The sequence below is a fragment of the Rhodococcus sp. 14-2483-1-1 genome, assembly GCF_002259335.1.
Taxonomy (GTDB): Bacteria; Actinomycetota; Actinomycetes; order Mycobacteriales; family Mycobacteriaceae; genus Rhodococcoides.
In genome coordinates this window covers 22,555-39,620 of the sequence record NZ_NPFX01000023.1, presented here as the reverse complement: position 1 = coordinate 39,620, position 17,066 = coordinate 22,555, and the positions used below count along the sequence as shown (strand labels likewise).

The following is a 17,066-nucleotide window of genomic DNA, read 5'->3' as shown; positions in this document are numbered from 1 at the left end:
TGTGCGTCTGACCGAATTTCGTGAACTGCTCACCGAGGAGTTCGGCTCCGTTCGAGGCAATTCTTTGTTGACCGATCATGTGCTGTCCGGGATCGGACGAACCGGGGCTCAGGCCATCGAGGAGGGCGTCGACCCGAGGGAAGTGTGGCGCTCGATCTGCTACGAGTTCGACGTTCCCAGAGAACGCTGGTAGCGCTCCGCGGATCGGATCGAGTTTGCTCGGCGTGTCGAACGTCGTGGTAGTTGACTCGAACACGTGTTCCCCTATGCTTGTGTCAACGGTTGCTGAGCGGTCCAGAGAAACTTCTTGTCGGTACCCCGTTCTAGCGTTACCGACGACAAAGCTGATCGACACGACACAGCTGAACGACACGACACAGGGAGCTCACGATGGCTGCATACGATCGCGACAAAGCGCTCGATCTCGCACTCGCGCAGATCGACAAGAACTTCGGCAAGGGTTCGGTGATGCGCCTCGGTGACGAGGTCCGCCAGCCCATTGCCGTCATCCCCACAGGATCGATCGCGCTCGATGTGGCACTCGGCATCGGAGGGTTGCCGCGTGGTCGTGTCATCGAGGTCTACGGCCCGGAGTCCTCGGGTAAGACCACCGTTGCCTTGCACGCGGTGGCCAGTGCTCAGCGGGCGGGCGGAATCGCTGCCTTCATCGACGCGGAGCACGCACTGGATCCGGACTACGCGAAGAAGCTCGGTGTCGACACCGATGCTCTGCTGGTCTCGCAGCCCGATACCGGCGAGCAAGCCCTCGAAATCGCCGACATGCTGATCCGTTCGGGCGCACTCGATATCCTCGTGATCGACTCGGTGGCCGCACTCGTGCCGCGCGCCGAGATCGAAGGCGAGATGGGCGATAGTCACGTGGGTCTTCAGGCTCGCCTGATGAGCCAGGCGCTGCGCAAGATCACCGGCGCGATGAGCAATTCCGGCACCACCGTCATCTTCATCAACCAGTTGCGCGAGAAGATCGGCGTCATGTTCGGCTCTCCCGAAACCACCACCGGTGGTAAGGCATTGAAGTTCTACGCCTCGGTTCGACTCGACATCCGCCGCATCGAGACCCTGAAGGACGGAACCGACGCCATCGGTAACCGCACTCGGGTCAAGGTCGTCAAGAACAAGGTCGCGCCGCCGTTCAAGCAGGCCGAGTTCGACATCATCTACGGCAAGGGCATCAGCCGCGAGGGCTCGTTGATCGACATGGGCGTCGAGCACGGCTTCATTCGTAAGTCGGGTTCGTGGTTCACCTACGAGGGCGATCAGCTCGGCCAGGGCAAGGAGAACGCCCGCAAGTTCATGCTCGAGAACCCCGACGTGCGGGACGAGATCGAGAAGAAGATCATGGAGAAGCTGCAGATCGGCGCGGACGTCACCGCAGAGGAGCCCGCAGTCGCTCCGGTCGACTTCTAACCTGTTGTCGCTGTGCAGCAGCGAGACGAGGGTGGCGGCACCGAGGCGCAGGCGAAGGATGTCTGCCTTCGGTTGCTGACCGACCGAGCGCGTAGCAGGCACGAACTCGAAGCGAATCTTGCGAAGAAGGGCTTCACTGCCGAGATCACGGCCGCAGTTCTCGACCGACTCGAGAAGGCAAAGCTTGTCGACGACGAGTCCTTCGCGCAGCAATGGGTCCAATCCCGGCACAAATATTCGGGCAAGGGCAAACGCGCGCTGAGCATGGAGCTCCGAACCAAGGGCGTCAGCAACGAGCTCGCTGTGAGCGCATTGGATCTGATCGACGCCGACGACGAGCGCCAGCGTGCAGGTGAACTGGTACGCAAGCGATTTCGCACCCTGAGGCTGCCTGATTCCAGTGGTCCGGATGCCCGTGTGGAGCGAGACAAGGTAGTCCGCAAGCTGGTCGGTATGCTCGCTCGCCGCGGATACTCGCAAGGAATGGCATTTGCGGTGGTCAAAGAAGAACTCGACCGCGCAGGTGCAGACACCGAAGACTTCGACGGCCCCGACTCGATGTGATCGTCCACCTCGAGACGGTGCCGTCGAGAAACAGTAAGGCCCGCAACACCATCGGTGTTGCGGGCCTTACTTGTCCAGGATTACCGAATGTTTCAGCCGATCCGAGGTCAGGCTGCCTGACCGCCGTCGAGAGCAGGAACGACGGCAGTCGCCCCCGCCTTGCGCTTACGAGAACGCAGACGACGTTCGACCACGGTGGCCAGCTTCGTCAGCGCCGAGTTGATGATGATCATGATGACAGCCACGATCACCAACGACGGCAGATAGTTGCTGTAGAACGCGCCCACCTGCTGTCCCGAACGGACGACCTCGACGTACCCGATGACGTAACCGAGCGCCGAGTCCTTCAGTGCCACCACCATCTGCGAAATGATCGCCGGAAGCATGGCAGTGACGGCCTGGGGGAGCAGAACCAGCAACATGACCTGGCTCTTGCGCATGCCCAAAGCCGACGCGGCTTCGCGTTGACCCTTCGGTAGCGAATTGACACCGGCGCGCACGATTTCGGCAATGACCGAACCGTTGTACAGAGTCAGGCCTGTGACCACGGCAGCCAAGGCAAGATACTTGACCTTGAAGACCTCGTAGTCGGCGTACACCGCGTACAGGAAGATCATCAGGATCAGTACGGGAACTGCGCGGAAGACCTCGACGAATGCGCCACTGATCACCCGTACCACCCGGTGGTCGGAGAGCCTGCCGATACCTAGGGCCGCACCGAGGACGAGCGCGAACACGATCGACAGCGCTGCCGCCACCAGAGTGCCCTGAATGCCGGGTATGAGATACGTGGTCCACGTGGTCGATTCGAGGAACGGATCCCACTTCTCGGCGGTCAGCTGACCTTTGGAGTCGAGTGCCCGGTAGATCAGGAACGCGACGCCCAACGAGACGATCGCGACGACGACAGTCAGAATTCGGTAGCGCAGTACCGCTTTCGGACCCGGAACGTCGTACAGAACTGCTACTGCATCACTCATCATGACACCGCCAATCGCTTGCTGATGTAGCCGAACAGCAACCCGGTCGGGAGCGTCAGGATCATGAAGCCGAGGGCGAAGATGCCGCCGACGACGAAGATCGCGGCTTCGTTCTCGATCATGTTCTTCATCAGGAACGACGCCTCCGCGACGCCGATGACCGAGGCGATGGTCGTGTTCTTCGTCAGTGCGATCACGACACTGCCGAGAGGTCCGACCACGGCTCGGAATGCCTGTGGGAGAACGACGATGGAGATGTTCTGGGTGAACGTCATTCCCAGTGATCGGCCCGCTTCGGCCTGACCGACCGGGACAGTGTTGATTCCCGAGCGCAGAGACTCGGCCACGAACGACGCGGTGTAGACACTCAGACCGAGGATCGCCAAGCGAAAGTTGTTGTCGTCGAGGAATGTCGACGACGACTCCGACGCGAGGGAGACACCCATGGTCTGGTAGAGGCCGAACGAGGTGAACAGAATGATCAGGGTCAACGGGGTGTTACGAAAAATGGTGACGTACGTCGCGGCTATGCCACGTGCGATCGGGATGGGAGACACCCGCATCGCGGCAATGATCGTCCCGATGACCAGCGCGCCGACGAGGGATGCCAACGTCAGGTAGATGGTCGAGAGGAACGCGTCGATCAGTTGATCGCCGTACTTGCTCAATAGGTTCACGGTGCTTGTTGATCCTCACGGCTCGGCGAGATCGAACCGTCGTGTTCCGCGTGCACACGCACGCGGAACACGACGACAGGGTCGATCAGTAGCGGTCGACGGTGGGCGGGGTCGGCAGCGGGTAGCCCGATGCGCCCACGGTGTCGTTGAACGCCTGCTCCCAGGCACCGCTGGAGACCATCTCTTCGATGGCGTCGTTGATCTTGTTGCGTCCGTCGGTGTCGTCCTTGTTCAGGCCGATGCCGTAGTTCTCCGTGGTGAACGGCTCGCCGACCACCTTGAACTGTCCGGGGGACTGTGCTGCATAGCCGGCGAGGATGATGTCGTCGGTGGTCACGGCGTCGACCGTGCCGTTGCGCAGGGCTTCCACACACGCGGAGTACGTGTCGAACGGCTGCAGCTGCACGCCGGGGTACTCGTCGGCGATGTTCTGGGCCGGGGTGGATCCGGTGACCGAGCAGAGCCGCTTACCGTCGTTGAGCGAATCGGCACCGGTGATGTCGGTGTTGTCTTCGCGGACGAGCAACGACTGACCCGCCACGAAGTACGGTCCGGCGAAGCCGACCTTCTCCTTGCGGGTGTCGGTGATCGAGTAGGTGGCGACGATGTAGTCGACCTCGCCGTTTTCGATCAGGGTCTCGCGCTGTGCCGAGGGAGACTCCTTGAATTCGATGTTCGCCTCGTCGACGCCGAGCTTGCCTGCGACGTACTTGGCGACCTCGACGTCGAATCCGCTGAAAGTGCCGTCCGGATTGCGCAGACCGAGGCCGGGCTGGTCGAACTTGATGCCGACGATGAGGTTGCCGGATTCGGCGCTGCTCGAGATGGTGCGGGCTTCTTCGCCGCCGCCGCAGGCGGTGGCGACGATGGAGAGAGCGGCGATGGCGACACCGAAGCGAAGCGGTCGGGTGATTCTCACAGTGAATGTCCTTAAGGATCGGTTCGGGTATACGGGGTGAACGGTGAAGCGGGTCAGTGACCGAGGATCTTGCCGAGGAAGTCCTTGGCGCGTTCGGACTTGGGGGACTTGAAGAAGGTTTCGGGATCGGTGTCCTCGACGACGGCTCCGTCGGCCATGAAGATGACGCGGTCGCCTGCCTTGCGGGCGAAGCCCATCTCGTGGGTCACGACGAGCATCGTCATGCCCTCCTTGGCAAGCGAGGTCATGACGTCGAGTACCTCGTTGACCATTTCGGGGTCGAGGGCCGAGGTGGGCTCGTCGAACAGCATCACCTTGGGGTTCATGGCGAGAGATCGAGCGATGGCGACACGCTGCTGCTGACCACCGGAGAGCTGAGCGGGGTACTTGTCGGCCTGGTTGGCGATCCCCACGCGTTCGAGCAGAGCCAACGCGCTCTTCTCTGCCTCGTCCTTCTTCTGCTTGCGCACCTTCATGGGCGCGAGCATGACGTTCTGCAGGATTGTCTTGTGTGCGAACAGGTTGAACGACTGGAACACCATGCCCACGTCGGCACGCAGTGCCGCAAGAGCCTTTCCTTCGGCGGGGAGTAGATCTCCGTCGACCTCGATGGCACCGGAATCGATCGGCTCCAACCGGTTGATCGTTCGGCACAGAGTCGACTTACCCGATCCTGAAGGACCCACGACGATGACGACCTGACCGGCCGGCACTTCCAGGTTGATGTCCTTGAGAACGTGCAGATCACCGAAATGTTTGTCGACGGATTTGAGCGAGATCATCGAAGGTGCGCCCGGCGGGGGTGTCGATGCCGGCGCGTCGGTGGCGTGCGTCATAAGTCGAAACCCTATGCGTAGTTTCCTCGCCGACCGGCGTTTTCGCCTGCCATCTTCGATTATGTAATGGAAACTTTACTGTCGGCCCGCATCGGCCCTGCACAGTCTGTGGTGGAGCCTGCGACCCCGGCGGGCCGGTCGGTGCGGTGGACGTACCCTGGAGGGGTGCAGACGAGTGTTTTTCCGACCGTGGACGTGGCCGATCGTGGGAGTACCGATCCCGTGCCGGTGACCGACCCGTCGGCGGCAGTTCCCCGCAGCTACGAGGTGCGTACGCACGGTTGTCAGATGAACGTTCACGATTCCGAGCGGCTGTCGGGTCTGTTGGAGGAGGCCGGCTACGTTCCTGCGGACGCCGGCACCGATGCCGACCTCGTCGTCTTCAACACGTGCGCGGTGCGGGAGAACGCCGACAACAAGCTCTACGGCAACCTCGGCATGTTGCGGCCGGCGAAAACGCGAAACCCCAACATGCAGATCGCTGTCGGTGGCTGCCTGGCTCAGAAGGATCGCAACACGGTGGTCGACAAGGCTCCGTGGGTCGACGTCGTGTTCGGCACCCACAACATCGGGTCGCTGCCGGTGTTGCTCGAGCGCGCCCGGCACAACGAGCAGGCCCAGGTCGAGATTCTCGAGTCCTTGGAAGCTTTTCCGTCCACCCTGCCCGCGAAGCGGGAGTCGACGTACGCGGGCTGGGTGTCGATCTCCGTGGGCTGCAACAACACCTGCACCTTCTGCATCGTCCCGGCGCTGCGCGGCAAGGAGATCGACCGCCGACCGGGCGACATCCTCGCCGAGGTGCAGGCTTTGGTGGACCAGGGCGTGCTCGAAGTGACGCTGCTCGGTCAGAACGTCAATGCCTACGGTGCCTCGTTCGCCGATCCGGACATGCCTCGTGATCGCGGCGCGTTCGCGTCTCTGCTGACCGCCTGCGGCTCGATCGATGGACTCGAGCGGGTGCGCTTCACGTCTCCGCATCCGGCCGAATTCACCGATGACGTCATCGAGGCGATGGCGTCTACCCCGAACATCTGCCCCACTCTGCACATGCCACTGCAGTCCGGATCGGATCGAATCCTCAAGGCGATGCGCAGGTCCTATCGGCAGACGAAGTTCATGGGCATCATCGACAAAGTGCGCGCGGTCATGCCGCACGCAGCCATCACCACCGACATCATCGTCGGCTTCCCGGGCGAGACCGAAGAGGATTTCGAGCAAACCCTCGACGTGGTGCGCCGCGCGAAGTTCGCGAACGCCTACACCTTCCAGTACTCCAAGCGTCCAGGTACACCCGCCGCCGACATGCCCGATCAGATCCCCAAAGAAGTTGTGCAGGAACGGTATCTGCGGTTGATCGCGTTGCAGGAAGAGATCGTTCTCGCCGCCAACCAGGCGCTGATCGGTACCGAAGTCGAACTGCTGGTCGCGACCGGTGAGGGGCGGAAGAATGCCGCCACGCATCGGATGAGCGGTCGCGCACGAGACGGTCGACTCGTGCACTTCGCCGTCGACGCCGACAGAGCGAGCGATATTCGCCCGGGCGACGTCGTCACCACCACCCTCACCGCGGCCGCTCCGTACCACCTCATCGCTGATGCGGGAGTGCTCACGCACCGCCGCACGGCAGCAGGCGACGCGCACGAACGCGGCGTCATGCCGAAGACGGCACCGATCGGCGTCGGCCTCGGACTTCCCTCGATCGGCGCACCGGCGCCGCTTCCGGTTCAGACAGGATGCAACGTATGACCGAGACAGACGGACCCGACCGCGTCGTACCTTCACGATCCGCAGAGGAACTCGGACGAACCGAGAGAGCGGTGATGACCGAGTTGGACCCCGGCGCGCGTGCCATGGTCGTGGCCGGGCTGGTGCTGGTCCTACTGGTCACATTCGCGTTGCCGCACACCGGATCTGCCAGCGGATTCGATGTGCTCTCCGGTAGCGATGCGGCAGTCGCCGAATCGATTGCACTGCCGTCGCGGATCTTCGTCGTGCTGGTGCTGACGTTCGGTGTGGTCATGTCCGTACTGGCGCTCGTCACCCGAATGTGGGCGTTGGCCTGGGCGGCGCTTGCCGGCTGCGCGGTGTCGTCGGTGTTCGGGATGCTCTCGATCTGGTCGAGGCAGACCGTGCCGGACAACCTGCAGGGCGCCGGGCCGGGGATCGGTCTGATCATCGCGTGGATCGCCGTGATGGCGTTGACATTCCACTGGCTCAAAGCAGTGTGGAACAAGACGAACTCGCAACTCGCAGCTCAGGAACAGCGACGCATCGCGGCCGCGTCGGGCGAACAGAAGCTGCGACTGTGGGACGGCCACTCGGCCCCGTAGGTCCGATCGGCCGTCCCCAGTCAGGAGTGCCGTTGACGAATTACAGCTCGTCTACGGCACTCTCGGCCGCGTCGGCCCATTCACGCCACTGCTGCGCCTGAGCCAGTGCGCGCTCGGTGTCCTTGGTCTTTCCTGCTGCCGTCGCCTTTGCCGCCTGATCCTCGAACTGGGCCACCCGTTCGCGGAACTGAGCAGCGCGGGCGACCGCCTCGGGGTCGGAACGACGCCACTGCGACTCCACGGCGTCGTGCACGGACTTCTCGATCGCGCGCAGTTTGCCTTCGAGTTCCTGCATCTTCTCGCGCGGAACCTTGCCGATGGCATCCCACTTGTCCTGCAGGTCACGCAGTGCGGATCGAGCCGCATCGAGATCCTTGCTCGGATCGATGTGAGTCTTGGCCAACAGAGCTTCCTTGGCCTCGGCGTTGGCTTCGAACTCGGCATCCCGTTCGGAAGCCGCCGCGTTCCGTGCCGCGAAGAACACGTCCTGGGCAGCCTTGAAGTTCTTCCACAGGGCGTCGTCGGCGTCGCGAGGAGCCCGCCCCGACGCCTTCCACTCCACCAGAAGATCGCGGAACGCGGCCGCAGTGGGACCCCAGTCCGTCGACGAGGACAACGCCGTGGCGCGCTCGACCAACTCTTCCTTGCGGACTTTCGCGGCCCCTCGTTCGCGGTCGAGATCGGCGAAGTGCGCGCCGCGGCGGCGGTTGAAGTTCTCCCGGGCCTTGGAGTAGCGCTTCCACAGAGCATCGTCGACCTTGCGGTCCACCCCGCGAATCGTCTTCCACTCGTCGAGAATCTCGCGTAGCCGATCTCCGGCCTGCTTCCACTGCGTCGATTCACTGCCGATCTGCTCGGCCTCGGTTGCGAGAGCCTCCTTGCGAGCAGTGTGCTCGGCTCGTTCGAGTTCTTTCTCGTGCTTGGCCACGGCCGCTGCGGCGTCGGAGTGCTCGACGACGGCGTCGAGTCGTCGGGCGAGCAGGTCGAGATCGCCGATGACCGCAGCGGTCGGCAGGCTCTCCAGCAACGAGGAGGCGGCGGCCTTGGTCTTCTTGGCATCGCCGGTGCCCGAGGTCAATCGAGCCTCGAGCAGACCGACCTCCGTGGCCAGGTCGTCGTAGCGACGACCGAAATGTGCGAGGCCCTCGGCTGCGTCGCCGGCTTGCCATGACCCGATCTGCCGCTCGCCGTCGGCGGTGGTCACCCACGCGGTGCCGTCGTCGTCGACTCTGCCGAACTTGCTGGGATCGCTTGCCGGGGCGACCGTGGGGACCACAGTGGCGACGTGCGAGGACGCCGGGTGGGGTTTGGCTCCGGCCGAACCGCCGGGACGAGGAGAACCGGCACCTGGGCCGCCTGGCTTGGGGCCACCACCGGGCTTCGGCCCCCCGCCTGGCTTGGGGCCGCTGCCGGGCTTCGGTGCACTGCTCTGCTCGGTTACACGGCCTGGCTCGGATCCGCCGGGGGTCGAGGTGCCGGGCTGGGCGGCACCGGGGGTCGGGGCAGGTGCACCCGAGGATGTGGCCTCGGTGGGCGTGCCGGCGTTCGGGTCGGTCATTGTTCCTCATCTCTGCCGCGCGTCACGGCTGCCTTCACTCGCGATCTGGACACCATTGAACTAGGTGACGACCGATCGGACCATTGAAACAGCTCAGACGACTCGAGGTGGACTCGTCCGGCCAAGTCGCGCCACCGACTACCGTGGTGTTCGTGTTTCGTGCCGCGGCCCTGGTGCCCTCTCCACCGTTGCTCGTCCCCGAACTGATGGGCTCCAGTGCTGCCGAGACGGCCGATCTTCGCGCCGCCGCGGCCGACGCGGTGACGCAGCTGACGTCGAAGGTCGACCGGTGGATGGCGATCGGTGTCGATCACAGCGAAGAGACGTACGACGCGACCACAGTCGGTACGTTTCGCGGCTTCGGCGTCGACATCGTGGTGCGACTGTCCGATCGACCGTCGTCGACTCTGCCGGACCCTGAACTGCCGTTGTCCGTCCTGATCGCCGGTTGGTTGCGCGGAACGAGCGATCCGGACTCTGCGGTCGAGGTCCGGACGGTCCCCGCCGACGCGAGTGCCCAATGGTGCGCGACACACGGCGCGGAGCTGCGGCGCGAACTCGACGCGTCGTCCGAGAGCTGGGGCATTCTGGTGCTGGCAGACGGCGCGAACACGCTGACTGCCAAGGCACCGGGCTCGTTCGACGAGCGGGCCGCAGCGATTCAGCAGCGGATCGACGATGCCCTCGCCGCGGCCGATGTCGATGCACTGGCGAACCTCGATGCGGACCTGTGCGCGGCGGTCGGCGTGAGCGGACGGGCGGCATGGCAGGTGCTGGCGGCCACCGTCGGCTCGGTCACCATCACGGCTACCGAGCTCTACCGTGGGGCCCCCTTCGGTGTCGGGTACTACGTCGGAACGTGGTCCCGTGCCTGACGAACCCGGCTCGTACGATCCGGCCACGACCCCGATCGCGGTGATCGGGCCGACGGCCACGGGCAAGTCCGCTCTGGCACTCGATCTGGCAGAGAAGCTCGGCGGCGAGATCGTCAACATCGACGCGATGCAGCAGTACCGGGGGATGGACATAGGGACCGCGAAGCTGTCGGTAGCAGAGCGTCGCGGCATACCGCACCACCAGTTGGATGTGCTCGAGGTCACCGATATCGCGACCGTTGCGCGCTACCAGGGCGCTGCCGTCGCGGACGTCGACGACATCCGATCCAGAAGCCGGCGACCGATCATCGTCGGCGGATCGATGATGTACGTGCAATCACTGCTCGACGAGTGGGCCTTTCCGGCCACGGATCCGGTCGTCCGCGCGAAATGGGAAGACGTGCTCGAACGCGACGGGGTCGACGAGATCCATCGCGCGTTGACGGTGGCCGATCCCGAGGCCGCCGCGTCGATTCTGCCCACCGACGGTCGTCGTATGGTCCGCGCGCTGGAGGTGGTGGAGCTGACCGGGAAGCCGTTCGCGGCATCGGCCCCGAAGATCGGTGAACCACGTTGGGACACAATCATATTGGGAGTCGATCGCGACACCGCTGAACTGGACGAGCGAATCGATATCCGCACCCGGCTGATGTTCGACACCGGACTGCTCGACGAGGTGGAAGGCCTGCTCGGGCTCGGATTGCGTGAAGGGGTCACGGCGTCGCGGGCAATCGGGTACGCGCAGGCTCTCGACGTATTGGCGGGGGTGTACGACATCGAGCACGCCCGTGAGCGCACGTTCATCGGCACCAGGCGATACGTGCGACGGCAGCGTTCCTGGTTCCGCCGAGACGACCGGGTGTGCTGGCTCGACGGCGCGTCGTCCACGTTGACCTCGGACGCCCTGGGTGTCATCGACCCCCCGTAGACTCGAGACCATGGAATTCGCCAAAGGCCACGGAACTCAGAACGACTTCGTCGTACTGCCGGATCCGTCAGCCGAGCTCGAACTCACCAGATCGGCAGTCGCGGTGTTGTGCGATCGACGCCAGGGCATCGGTGCGGACGGCATCCTGCGCGTCGCCCGAGCCGGTGTACTCCGAGATGCAGGCGTACTCGATCGACTTCCGTCCGGTGTCGAGCCCGACGACTGGTTCATGGACTATCGCAACGGCGACGGCACGATAGCCGAGATGTGCGGCAACGGTGTTCGCGTGTTCGCCCACTACCTGCGCGTGCACGACCTCGAACATCGCGATCAGTTCGTGGTGGGTTCGCGGGCCGGTGCCCGCGCGGTGACGGTGCACTCGTTCGACGACACCGACGCCGATGTCACCGTCGCGATGGGTGATGTGACGTTGATGGGCTCGAGCTCGGTGGCCATTGCGGGTGGCTCGTACGAGGGCGTCGGGATAGACGTCGGCAACCCGCATCTGGCCTGCGTCGACGGCACGCTGACCCGTGCGGCTCTGGGCGCGCTCGACCTGTCCGCACCGCCGACCCTGGACCCCGAGTTCTTTCCCCGCGGGGCGAACGTGGAGCTGCTGACCAGGCTGGACGACGGAGGTGTCGAGATGCGGGTGTTCGAGCGTGGCGTCGGCGAGACGCGGTCGTGTGGCACCGGCACTGTGGCCGCAGCCGCGGCCGCGCTGTCGTACGAGGGTCTCGAGACCGGTGAGGTGAGCGTCGGCGTACTCGGTGGTCAGGTCAGCGTGCATATCGATCACGTCGGTGCCACACTCCGCGGGCCCTCGGTCCTGCTTGCCCGCGGCATGATCGACGACCGATGGTTCGCGGCCCAGAACTGACGTCTCCTCGGGCACCATGCGTGGGCGGAGTCGAAACCCGCGTGCATACGCTGGGATTTTCGTGGATCATGGGGGATGTATGACGAACTCACATGAAACATCACCTGCGGGCGAACCGGTCGAGAATGCCGACGGTTCACCCGACACCGCATCTGCATGGACCCGCGAGGAGTCCGACGCGTGGTCGAGGCGGTTGGCCCGATCTCCGCTCAACGACGAGGACCCGTCGTCGGGTGACATGCAGCTCGAAGAGCGCACCGCGCTACGACGAGTGGCCGGCCTGTCCACCGAGCTCACCGACGTCACCGAGGTCGAGTACCGACAGCTGCGCCTCGAACGCGTGGTGCTGGTCGGAGTGTGGACCACCGGTACGGCTGCGCAGGCGGAGTCCAGCATGACCGAACTTGCGGCGCTGGCCGAGACGGCAGGCTCGGAGGTACTCGAAGCGTTGATGCAACGGCGCGACAAGCCCGATGCTGCGACGTACATCGGTTCCGGTAAGGCAAAAGAGGTCCGCGACATCGTGCTCGCGACCGGAGCCGACACGGTGATCTGCGACGGCGAGCTGACTCCCGCCCAGCTCAACGCTCTGGAGAAGGTCGTCAAGGTCAAGGTCATCGACCGCACCGCGCTGATCCTCGACATCTTCGCGCAGCATGCGACGTCGCGAGAAGGCAAGGCGCAGGTCGCTTTCGCTCAGATGGAGTACATGTTGCCCAGGCTTCGCGGCTGGGGCGAGTCGATGTCGCGTCAGGCCGGTGGCCGTGCGGGTAGCAACGGCGGTGTCGGTCTGCGTGGACCGGGTGAAACGAAGATCGAGACCGACCGTCGACGCATCCGTGAGCGAATGGCCAAGCTGCGCCGCGAGATCAAGGGCATGAAGCAGGCCCGTGACACCAAACGGGAACAGCGATTGAGCGGCACAGTGCCGTCCATCGCGATCGTCGGTTACACCAACGCGGGCAAGTCGAGTCTGCTGAACGCGTTGACCGGTTCCGGTGTGCTGGTTCAGAATGCGCTGTTCGCCACCCTCGATCCCACGACGCGTAAGTCGACTCTCGAGGATGGCCGCGCAATCGTGCTGACCGATACCGTCGGCTTCGTCCGGCATCTCCCGACTCAATTGGTCGAGGCTTTCCGCTCGACGCTGGAGGAGGTCACCGATGCCGATCTGCTGCTGCACGTCGTCGACGGGTCCGATCCGCTCCCACTCGATCAAATCAAGGCCGTCCGTGAAGTGATCACCGACGTGGTTCGCGAGCAGGACGCGAAGATGCCGCCGGAATTGTTGGTGGTCAACAAGATCGACGCTGCCGACCCGGTGCAGCTCACGCAGTTGCGCGGGCTGCTCGACGGCGCACGGTTCGTTTCGGCGAAGACCGGTGAGGGCATCGACGCACTGCGCGATCACCTCGGCGACATCCTGTCCGAGCCCGACGTGCTGGTGGACGTCCTCGTGCCGTACACCCGCGGTGATCTGGTCGCGCGGATCCACACCGATGGTCGAATCGTGCAGTCCACGCACGAGGAGGACGGCACTCGCGTCGAAGCTCGGGTGCCGCAGTCGCTGGCCGCTGCGCTCGTCGAGTTCACGGCGATCGTCCCCAGCGCCTGAAGTCGATGGGGCCGCGGCTGGTGGTGCGTGGCGTTGCCGCGTCTGTGGTCGCCACCGCCACCGCGTTCTCCGGAACGGCGTTCGCCGCACCGATCGATGCGGAAACATACTGTCTGCCAACTGATCCCGGTCTCGCGGAATTGTCCGGGATGACGTCGATCGACGGTGTCCTGTACGCGATCGGAGACAGTGGGGCCGACGATCGGGTCGCGGTGCTCGACGCGAACTGTGCTGTGGATCGGTGGATCGACGTACCCGTCGACCCGTACGACGTCGAGGACCTGACCGCGTACGACGGTTCGCTGTGGTTGGCCGACATCGGCGACAACCAGATGCGGCGCGACACAGTGGCATTGACGCGAATGGACCCGGTAACGGGCGCGGGCGAACTGCACCGGCTCACCTACCCCGACGGCGCGCACGACGCCGAGACGGTATTGATCGAAGCCGGCGGTCGACCGGTGATCGTCACCAAGGAACTCTCGGGCGTCAGCGGAGTGTACGTACCGACCGGAGACGAATCCGTCACCGAACTGAGCAGTCCGGGGCCGACGGCGCTCCGCAAGGTAGGCGACATGGCGTTCTCCGCTACCGGGACTGTCGGTGGTCCGCCGTTCGTGGTCGGATCGATTCTGGCGACCGGGGGAGCGGTGAGCGCCGACGGCACCGTCGGCGCGGTGCGCACGTACACCGATGCGTACCTGTTTCGTTCGTCCGGCGGCGACATCGCGTCGGCGTTGGTCGACCCGGACGCGCCGCGTGCGGTGGTGGCGTTACCCGATCAACCGCAGGGTGAGGCACTGGCGTTCCTGGCCGATGGAAGCCTGCTCCTGGCATCGGAGGCCGGGTTCGGTCCCACCGACGGAATTCTTCCACCCATTCTTCGACTTCCGGATGCGCAGTCCATGGAGCTTTCTGCCCCCGAACCCGCAGCGCCGGACTCGGTATCGCCGACACCGAGCGCAGATCAGCCCTCGGAGACGCCGACAGCGACGGACTCGGAATGGGAATTCCGAGCGGCCGTCGCTGCCGGTGTGGTGCTGATCGCCGGAGCGGTGGGATTCACCGTCCGGCGATCGATCCGTTCTCGTTAGGCGTCGCAGGAGTGGAGCCTGCGGAACGACCTATGCATCCAGGTCTGCTTCGACGAGTGCGACCACCTTGTCCAGTGCTGCCTGGTCGTCACTGGTGACGGTGACTTCGGTGCCCTTGGTGGCTCCGAGCGTCATGATCATCAGGGCCGAACCTGCGTCCACCGGCTCCGAGTCGGCCACTGCGAGGGTGACGTCCACGCCGGCTTCGGCGACGGCGTCGGCGATCAGTGCTGCGGGACGAGCGTGCAGACCGATCGAAGATCCGACGGCGACTGTGGTGCTGGGCATGTGCTGCTCCTTCGTAGTGGGGTCGTTGCGATCGTAGCGAGTGTCAGACGGTGGCGAGTGCCGGATCGAGTTCGGCCTCGGTCGGGGCGTTCTTGCCCTTGACGAACTGCTTGGCCGAGACGACCAGGAACGCCGAGACGATGGTTCCGACGGCCAGAGACACGATGAACCACAGGATGTTTCCGATGGCGAAGAACACGAAGATTCCGCCGTGGGGCGCGCTGAGGGTGACGTTGAAGGCCATGATCATGGCACCGGTGACTGCGCCACCGGCCATCATCGAGGGGATGACGCGGAACGGGTCGGCCGCAGCGAACGGGATTGCGCCCTCGGAGATGAATGCTGCTCCGAGGAACCAGGCAGCCTTGCCGTTCTCACGCTCCGCCTCGGTGAACAGACGCGAGCGAACGGTCGAGGCCAGTGCCATGGCGAGCGGCGGCACCATTCCTGCGGCCATGACTGCGGCCATGATGCGCAGTGATGCGGTGTCGGTGACCGACAGGCCTGCCGTCGCGAATGCGTAGGCAGCCTTGTTGACCGGTCCGCCGAGGTCGAAGCACATCATCAGGCCGAGGATGATGCCGAGGATGATGACCGAGGAACCGCTGAGTCCGTTGAGCCAGTCGGTCAGTCCGCTGGTGATCGCGGCGAGGGGCTTGCCGAGCAGCAGGAACATGATCGCGCCGACGATGAGGGTGGCGAACAGCGGAATGATGACGACCGGCATGAGGCCGCGCAGAACGGCGGGGATCTTCCACTTGCTGATCCACAGTGCGACGAAGCCGGCGATCAGACCACCGACGAGACCGCCGATGAAGCCTGCACCCACCAGAACGGCGACCGCTCCTGCGGTGAATCCTGGTGCCAAACCTGGTCTGTCTGCAATGGCGTAGGAAATGTAGCCGGCCAGCGCGGGGACCAGGAAGCTGAACGAGAGTGCGCCGATCTGGAAGAGCACGGCACCGAGATACGTCGTCAGTCCGCCGTCGGGAAGTGCGGTGATCGAGTTGTTGACGACGATATCTTCGGCCACGCCGGAGATCTCGTATCCGCCGAGCAGGAAGCCGAGCGCGATCAGCAGACCACCGGCCGCGACGAACGGGATCATGTAGCTGACGCCGGTCAGCAGGATCTGGCGAATGCGGGTGCCCCAGCCGAGTTCACCTGCGGAGTCGTTCGAGCCGGCAGCCACTGCGGTACCTCCGACGCGAGCTGCATCCGGGTTCAGTGCGGCACGAAGTGCTTCGGTGAGCATGACGTCGGGCTCGTTGATGGCGCGCTTGACGCCCGAGGAGATCACGGGCTTGCCTGCGAAACGTTCGCGGCCCTTGACGCCCACATCGGTGGCGAAGATGACTGCTTCGGCTCCGGCGATGATCGAAGGATCCAGCGGCGTGCTGCCGCTCGAGCCCTGGGTCTCCACGTGAACGGTGACTCCGGCGCGCTCGCCTGCGGCGACGAGCGAGTCGGCAGCCATGTAGGTGTGCGCGATTCCGGTGGGGCAGGCGGTGACCGCGACGATGTGCTTCGGGGCCGTTGACGCTTCGGCCGGGGTGGCGGCCGCGCTGTGCTTGGCGGTGTCGACCGGAGCTGCGGCAGCAGTGGCTGCGGCAGGCTTGGCAGCCGGGTTGATGACACCGTCGACGAGCGTGACGATCTCGGTCGCCGAGGACGCGTTGCGCAGTGAGGTGACGAACTCCGGCTTCACCAGTGCTCGGGCCAGGCTGGAGAGCAGCTTCATGTGGGCCGAACCGGCACCGGCCGGAGCGGCGATCAGGAAGACGAGGTCTGCGGGGCCGTCGGGGGCTCCGAAATCGACCTTCGGGTTCAGGCGTGCGAAGCCGAGCGAGGCCGAGGTGACTGCCTCGGAGCGGCAGTGCGGAATGGCGATGCCGCCGGGCAGACCGGTTGCCGACTGCGCTTCGCGGGCCAGTGCGGCGTCACGCAGAGCGTCGGTGTCGGTTGCGCGACCTGCGGATGCCAGAACACCGGCGAGGCGTTCGATGACGGCATCCTTGGATTCGCCGAGATCGGCGTCGAGGAGGATCAGATCCTCGGCGATGATCTGCTGATCTTCGGTGGGGCTGGACATTA

The 17,066-nt window shown here is 64.6% G+C and carries 17 protein-coding genes; 10 read left to right on the top strand and 7 right to left on the bottom strand.

Annotated features, from left to right (window positions below):
* Position 1: 1 nt before the first annotated feature.
* From CH294_RS23440 to CH294_RS23430, 3 genes are all read left to right on the top strand, one after another.
* Positions 2 to 193: a DUF3046 domain-containing protein gene (locus CH294_RS23440; RefSeq protein WP_032377150.1), complete on the top strand. Its 192-nt coding sequence runs from the start codon at positions 2 to 4 to the stop codon at positions 191 to 193.
* Between the two features lie 197 nt (positions 194 to 390).
* A complete protein-coding gene (gene recA, locus CH294_RS23435) occupies positions 391 to 1,428 on the top strand; it encodes a recombinase RecA (RefSeq protein ID WP_032377151.1) in 1,038 nt (345 codons plus the stop codon).
* A gap of 12 nt (positions 1,429 to 1,440) precedes the next feature.
* Entirely contained in the window at positions 1,441 to 1,992 is a 552-nt protein-coding gene (locus tag CH294_RS23430; RefSeq protein ID WP_032403270.1) for a regulatory protein RecX, read from the top strand.
* A 107-nt stretch (positions 1,993 to 2,099) separates the two neighbouring features.
* On the opposite strand, the gene CH294_RS23425 is transcribed toward CH294_RS23430, so the two are convergent.
* The 4 genes from CH294_RS23425 to CH294_RS23410 form a co-directional block, all read right to left on the bottom strand.
* Positions 2,100 to 2,972 (bottom strand): amino acid ABC transporter permease, encoded by an 873-nt coding sequence (locus CH294_RS23425; protein ID WP_032377153.1) that lies wholly within the window; start codon positions 2,970 to 2,972, stop codon positions 2,100 to 2,102.
* Positions 2,972 to 3,649 (bottom strand): amino acid ABC transporter permease, encoded by a 678-nt coding sequence (locus tag CH294_RS23420; protein ID WP_032377154.1) that lies wholly within the window; start codon positions 3,647 to 3,649, stop codon positions 2,972 to 2,974. Before CH294_RS23420 ends, CH294_RS23425 begins: the two co-directional genes overlap by 1 nt.
* A gap of 85 nt (positions 3,650 to 3,734) precedes the next feature.
* A complete protein-coding gene (locus CH294_RS23415; protein WP_037173936.1) occupies positions 3,735 to 4,568 on the bottom strand; it encodes a glutamate ABC transporter substrate-binding protein in 834 nt (277 codons plus the stop codon).
* 53 nt (positions 4,569 to 4,621) lie between these two features.
* Entirely contained in the window at positions 4,622 to 5,350 is a 729-nt protein-coding gene (locus CH294_RS23410) for an amino acid ABC transporter ATP-binding protein (RefSeq protein ID WP_170944851.1), read from the bottom strand.
* Between the two features lie 276 nt (positions 5,351 to 5,626).
* On the opposite strand from CH294_RS23410, the gene miaB reads away from it, so the two are divergent.
* Positions 5,627 to 7,150: a tRNA (N6-isopentenyl adenosine(37)-C2)-methylthiotransferase MiaB gene (gene miaB, locus CH294_RS23405; protein ID WP_212709831.1), complete on the top strand. Its 1,524-nt coding sequence runs from the start codon at positions 5,627 to 5,629 to the stop codon at positions 7,148 to 7,150.
* A complete protein-coding gene (locus tag CH294_RS23400; RefSeq protein ID WP_032378420.1) occupies positions 7,147 to 7,734 on the top strand; it encodes a hypothetical protein in 588 nt (195 codons plus the stop codon). Before miaB ends, CH294_RS23400 begins: the two co-directional genes overlap by 4 nt.
* Positions 7,735 to 7,774: 40 nt before the next feature.
* Here CH294_RS23400 and CH294_RS23395 read toward each other — a convergent pair whose 3' ends face one another.
* On the bottom strand, positions 7,775 to 9,292 hold the full coding sequence (locus CH294_RS23395; RefSeq protein ID WP_094739208.1) for a DUF349 domain-containing protein: 1,518 nt from the start codon (positions 9,290 to 9,292) through the stop codon (positions 7,775 to 7,777).
* 152 nt (positions 9,293 to 9,444) lie between these two features.
* Here CH294_RS23395 and CH294_RS23390 point away from each other — a divergent pair, with 152 nt between their 5' ends.
* The 5 genes from CH294_RS23390 to CH294_RS23370 all read left to right on the top strand — a co-directional run bounded on the left by CH294_RS23390 (position 9,445) and on the right by CH294_RS23370 (position 14,684).
* Entirely contained in the window at positions 9,445 to 10,167 is a 723-nt protein-coding gene (locus CH294_RS23390) for a hypothetical protein (RefSeq protein WP_212709827.1), read from the top strand.
* Positions 10,160 to 11,095: a tRNA (adenosine(37)-N6)-dimethylallyltransferase MiaA gene (gene miaA / locus CH294_RS23385; protein WP_094739207.1), complete on the top strand. Its 936-nt coding sequence runs from the start codon at positions 10,160 to 10,162 to the stop codon at positions 11,093 to 11,095. The genes CH294_RS23390 and miaA overlap by 8 nt, the downstream gene beginning before the upstream one ends.
* Before the next feature lie 10 nt (positions 11,096 to 11,105).
* Positions 11,106 to 11,975 carry a diaminopimelate epimerase gene (gene dapF, locus CH294_RS23380; protein WP_094739206.1) on the top strand — a complete coding sequence of 290 codons (870 nt, stop codon included), beginning with the start codon at positions 11,106 to 11,108 and terminating at the stop codon, positions 11,973 to 11,975.
* A gap of 79 nt (positions 11,976 to 12,054) precedes the next feature.
* Positions 12,055 to 13,590, top strand: coding sequence for a GTPase HflX (gene hflX / locus CH294_RS23375; protein ID WP_032377709.1), 1,536 nt, complete (start codon positions 12,055 to 12,057; stop codon positions 13,588 to 13,590).
* A 5-nt stretch (positions 13,591 to 13,595) separates the two neighbouring features.
* On the top strand, positions 13,596 to 14,684 hold the full coding sequence (locus CH294_RS23370) for a hypothetical protein (RefSeq protein WP_094739205.1): 1,089 nt from the start codon (positions 13,596 to 13,598) through the stop codon (positions 14,682 to 14,684).
* A 30-nt stretch (positions 14,685 to 14,714) separates the two neighbouring features.
* On the opposite strand, the gene CH294_RS23365 is transcribed toward CH294_RS23370, so the two are convergent.
* Together CH294_RS23365 and CH294_RS23360 are read right to left on the bottom strand one after the other, a co-directional pair.
* Positions 14,715 to 14,972 (bottom strand): HPr family phosphocarrier protein, encoded by a 258-nt coding sequence (locus CH294_RS23365; RefSeq protein ID WP_032377711.1) that lies wholly within the window; start codon positions 14,970 to 14,972, stop codon positions 14,715 to 14,717.
* Positions 14,973 to 15,015: 43 nt separating this feature from the next.
* On the bottom strand, positions 15,016 to 17,064 hold the full coding sequence (locus CH294_RS23360; RefSeq protein ID WP_094739204.1) for a fructose-specific PTS transporter subunit EIIC: 2,049 nt from the start codon (positions 17,062 to 17,064) through the stop codon (positions 15,016 to 15,018).
* Positions 17,065 to 17,066: the final 2 nt, after the last annotated feature.

Bases quoted from the DNA above. Each gene is read 5' to 3' on its own strand.
- CH294_RS23395 (WP_094739208.1), bottom strand. From the start codon at position 9,292: ATGACCGACCCGAACGCCGGCACGCCCACCGAGGCCACATCCTCGGGT.
- CH294_RS23410 (WP_170944851.1), bottom strand. From the start codon at position 5,350: ATGATCTCGCTCAAATCCGTCGACAAACATTTCGGTGATCTGCACGTT.
- CH294_RS23360 (WP_094739204.1), bottom strand. From the start codon at position 17,064: ATGTCCAGCCCCACCGAAGATCAGCAGATCATCGCCGAGGATCTGATC.
- CH294_RS23400 (WP_032378420.1), top strand. From the start codon at position 7,147: ATGACCGAGACAGACGGACCCGACCGCGTCGTACCTTCACGATCCGCA.
- CH294_RS23425 (WP_032377153.1), bottom strand. From the start codon at position 2,972: ATGAGTGATGCAGTAGCAGTTCTGTACGACGTTCCGGGTCCGAAAGCG.
- CH294_RS23370 (WP_094739205.1), top strand. From the start codon at position 13,596: ATGGGGCCGCGGCTGGTGGTGCGTGGCGTTGCCGCGTCTGTGGTCGCC.
- recA (WP_032377151.1), top strand. From the start codon at position 391: ATGGCTGCATACGATCGCGACAAAGCGCTCGATCTCGCACTCGCGCAG.
- dapF (WP_094739206.1), top strand. From the start codon at position 11,106: ATGGAATTCGCCAAAGGCCACGGAACTCAGAACGACTTCGTCGTACTG.
- hflX (WP_032377709.1), top strand. From the start codon at position 12,055: ATGACGAACTCACATGAAACATCACCTGCGGGCGAACCGGTCGAGAAT.
- CH294_RS23365 (WP_032377711.1), bottom strand. From the start codon at position 14,972: ATGCCCAGCACCACAGTCGCCGTCGGATCTTCGATCGGTCTGCACGCT.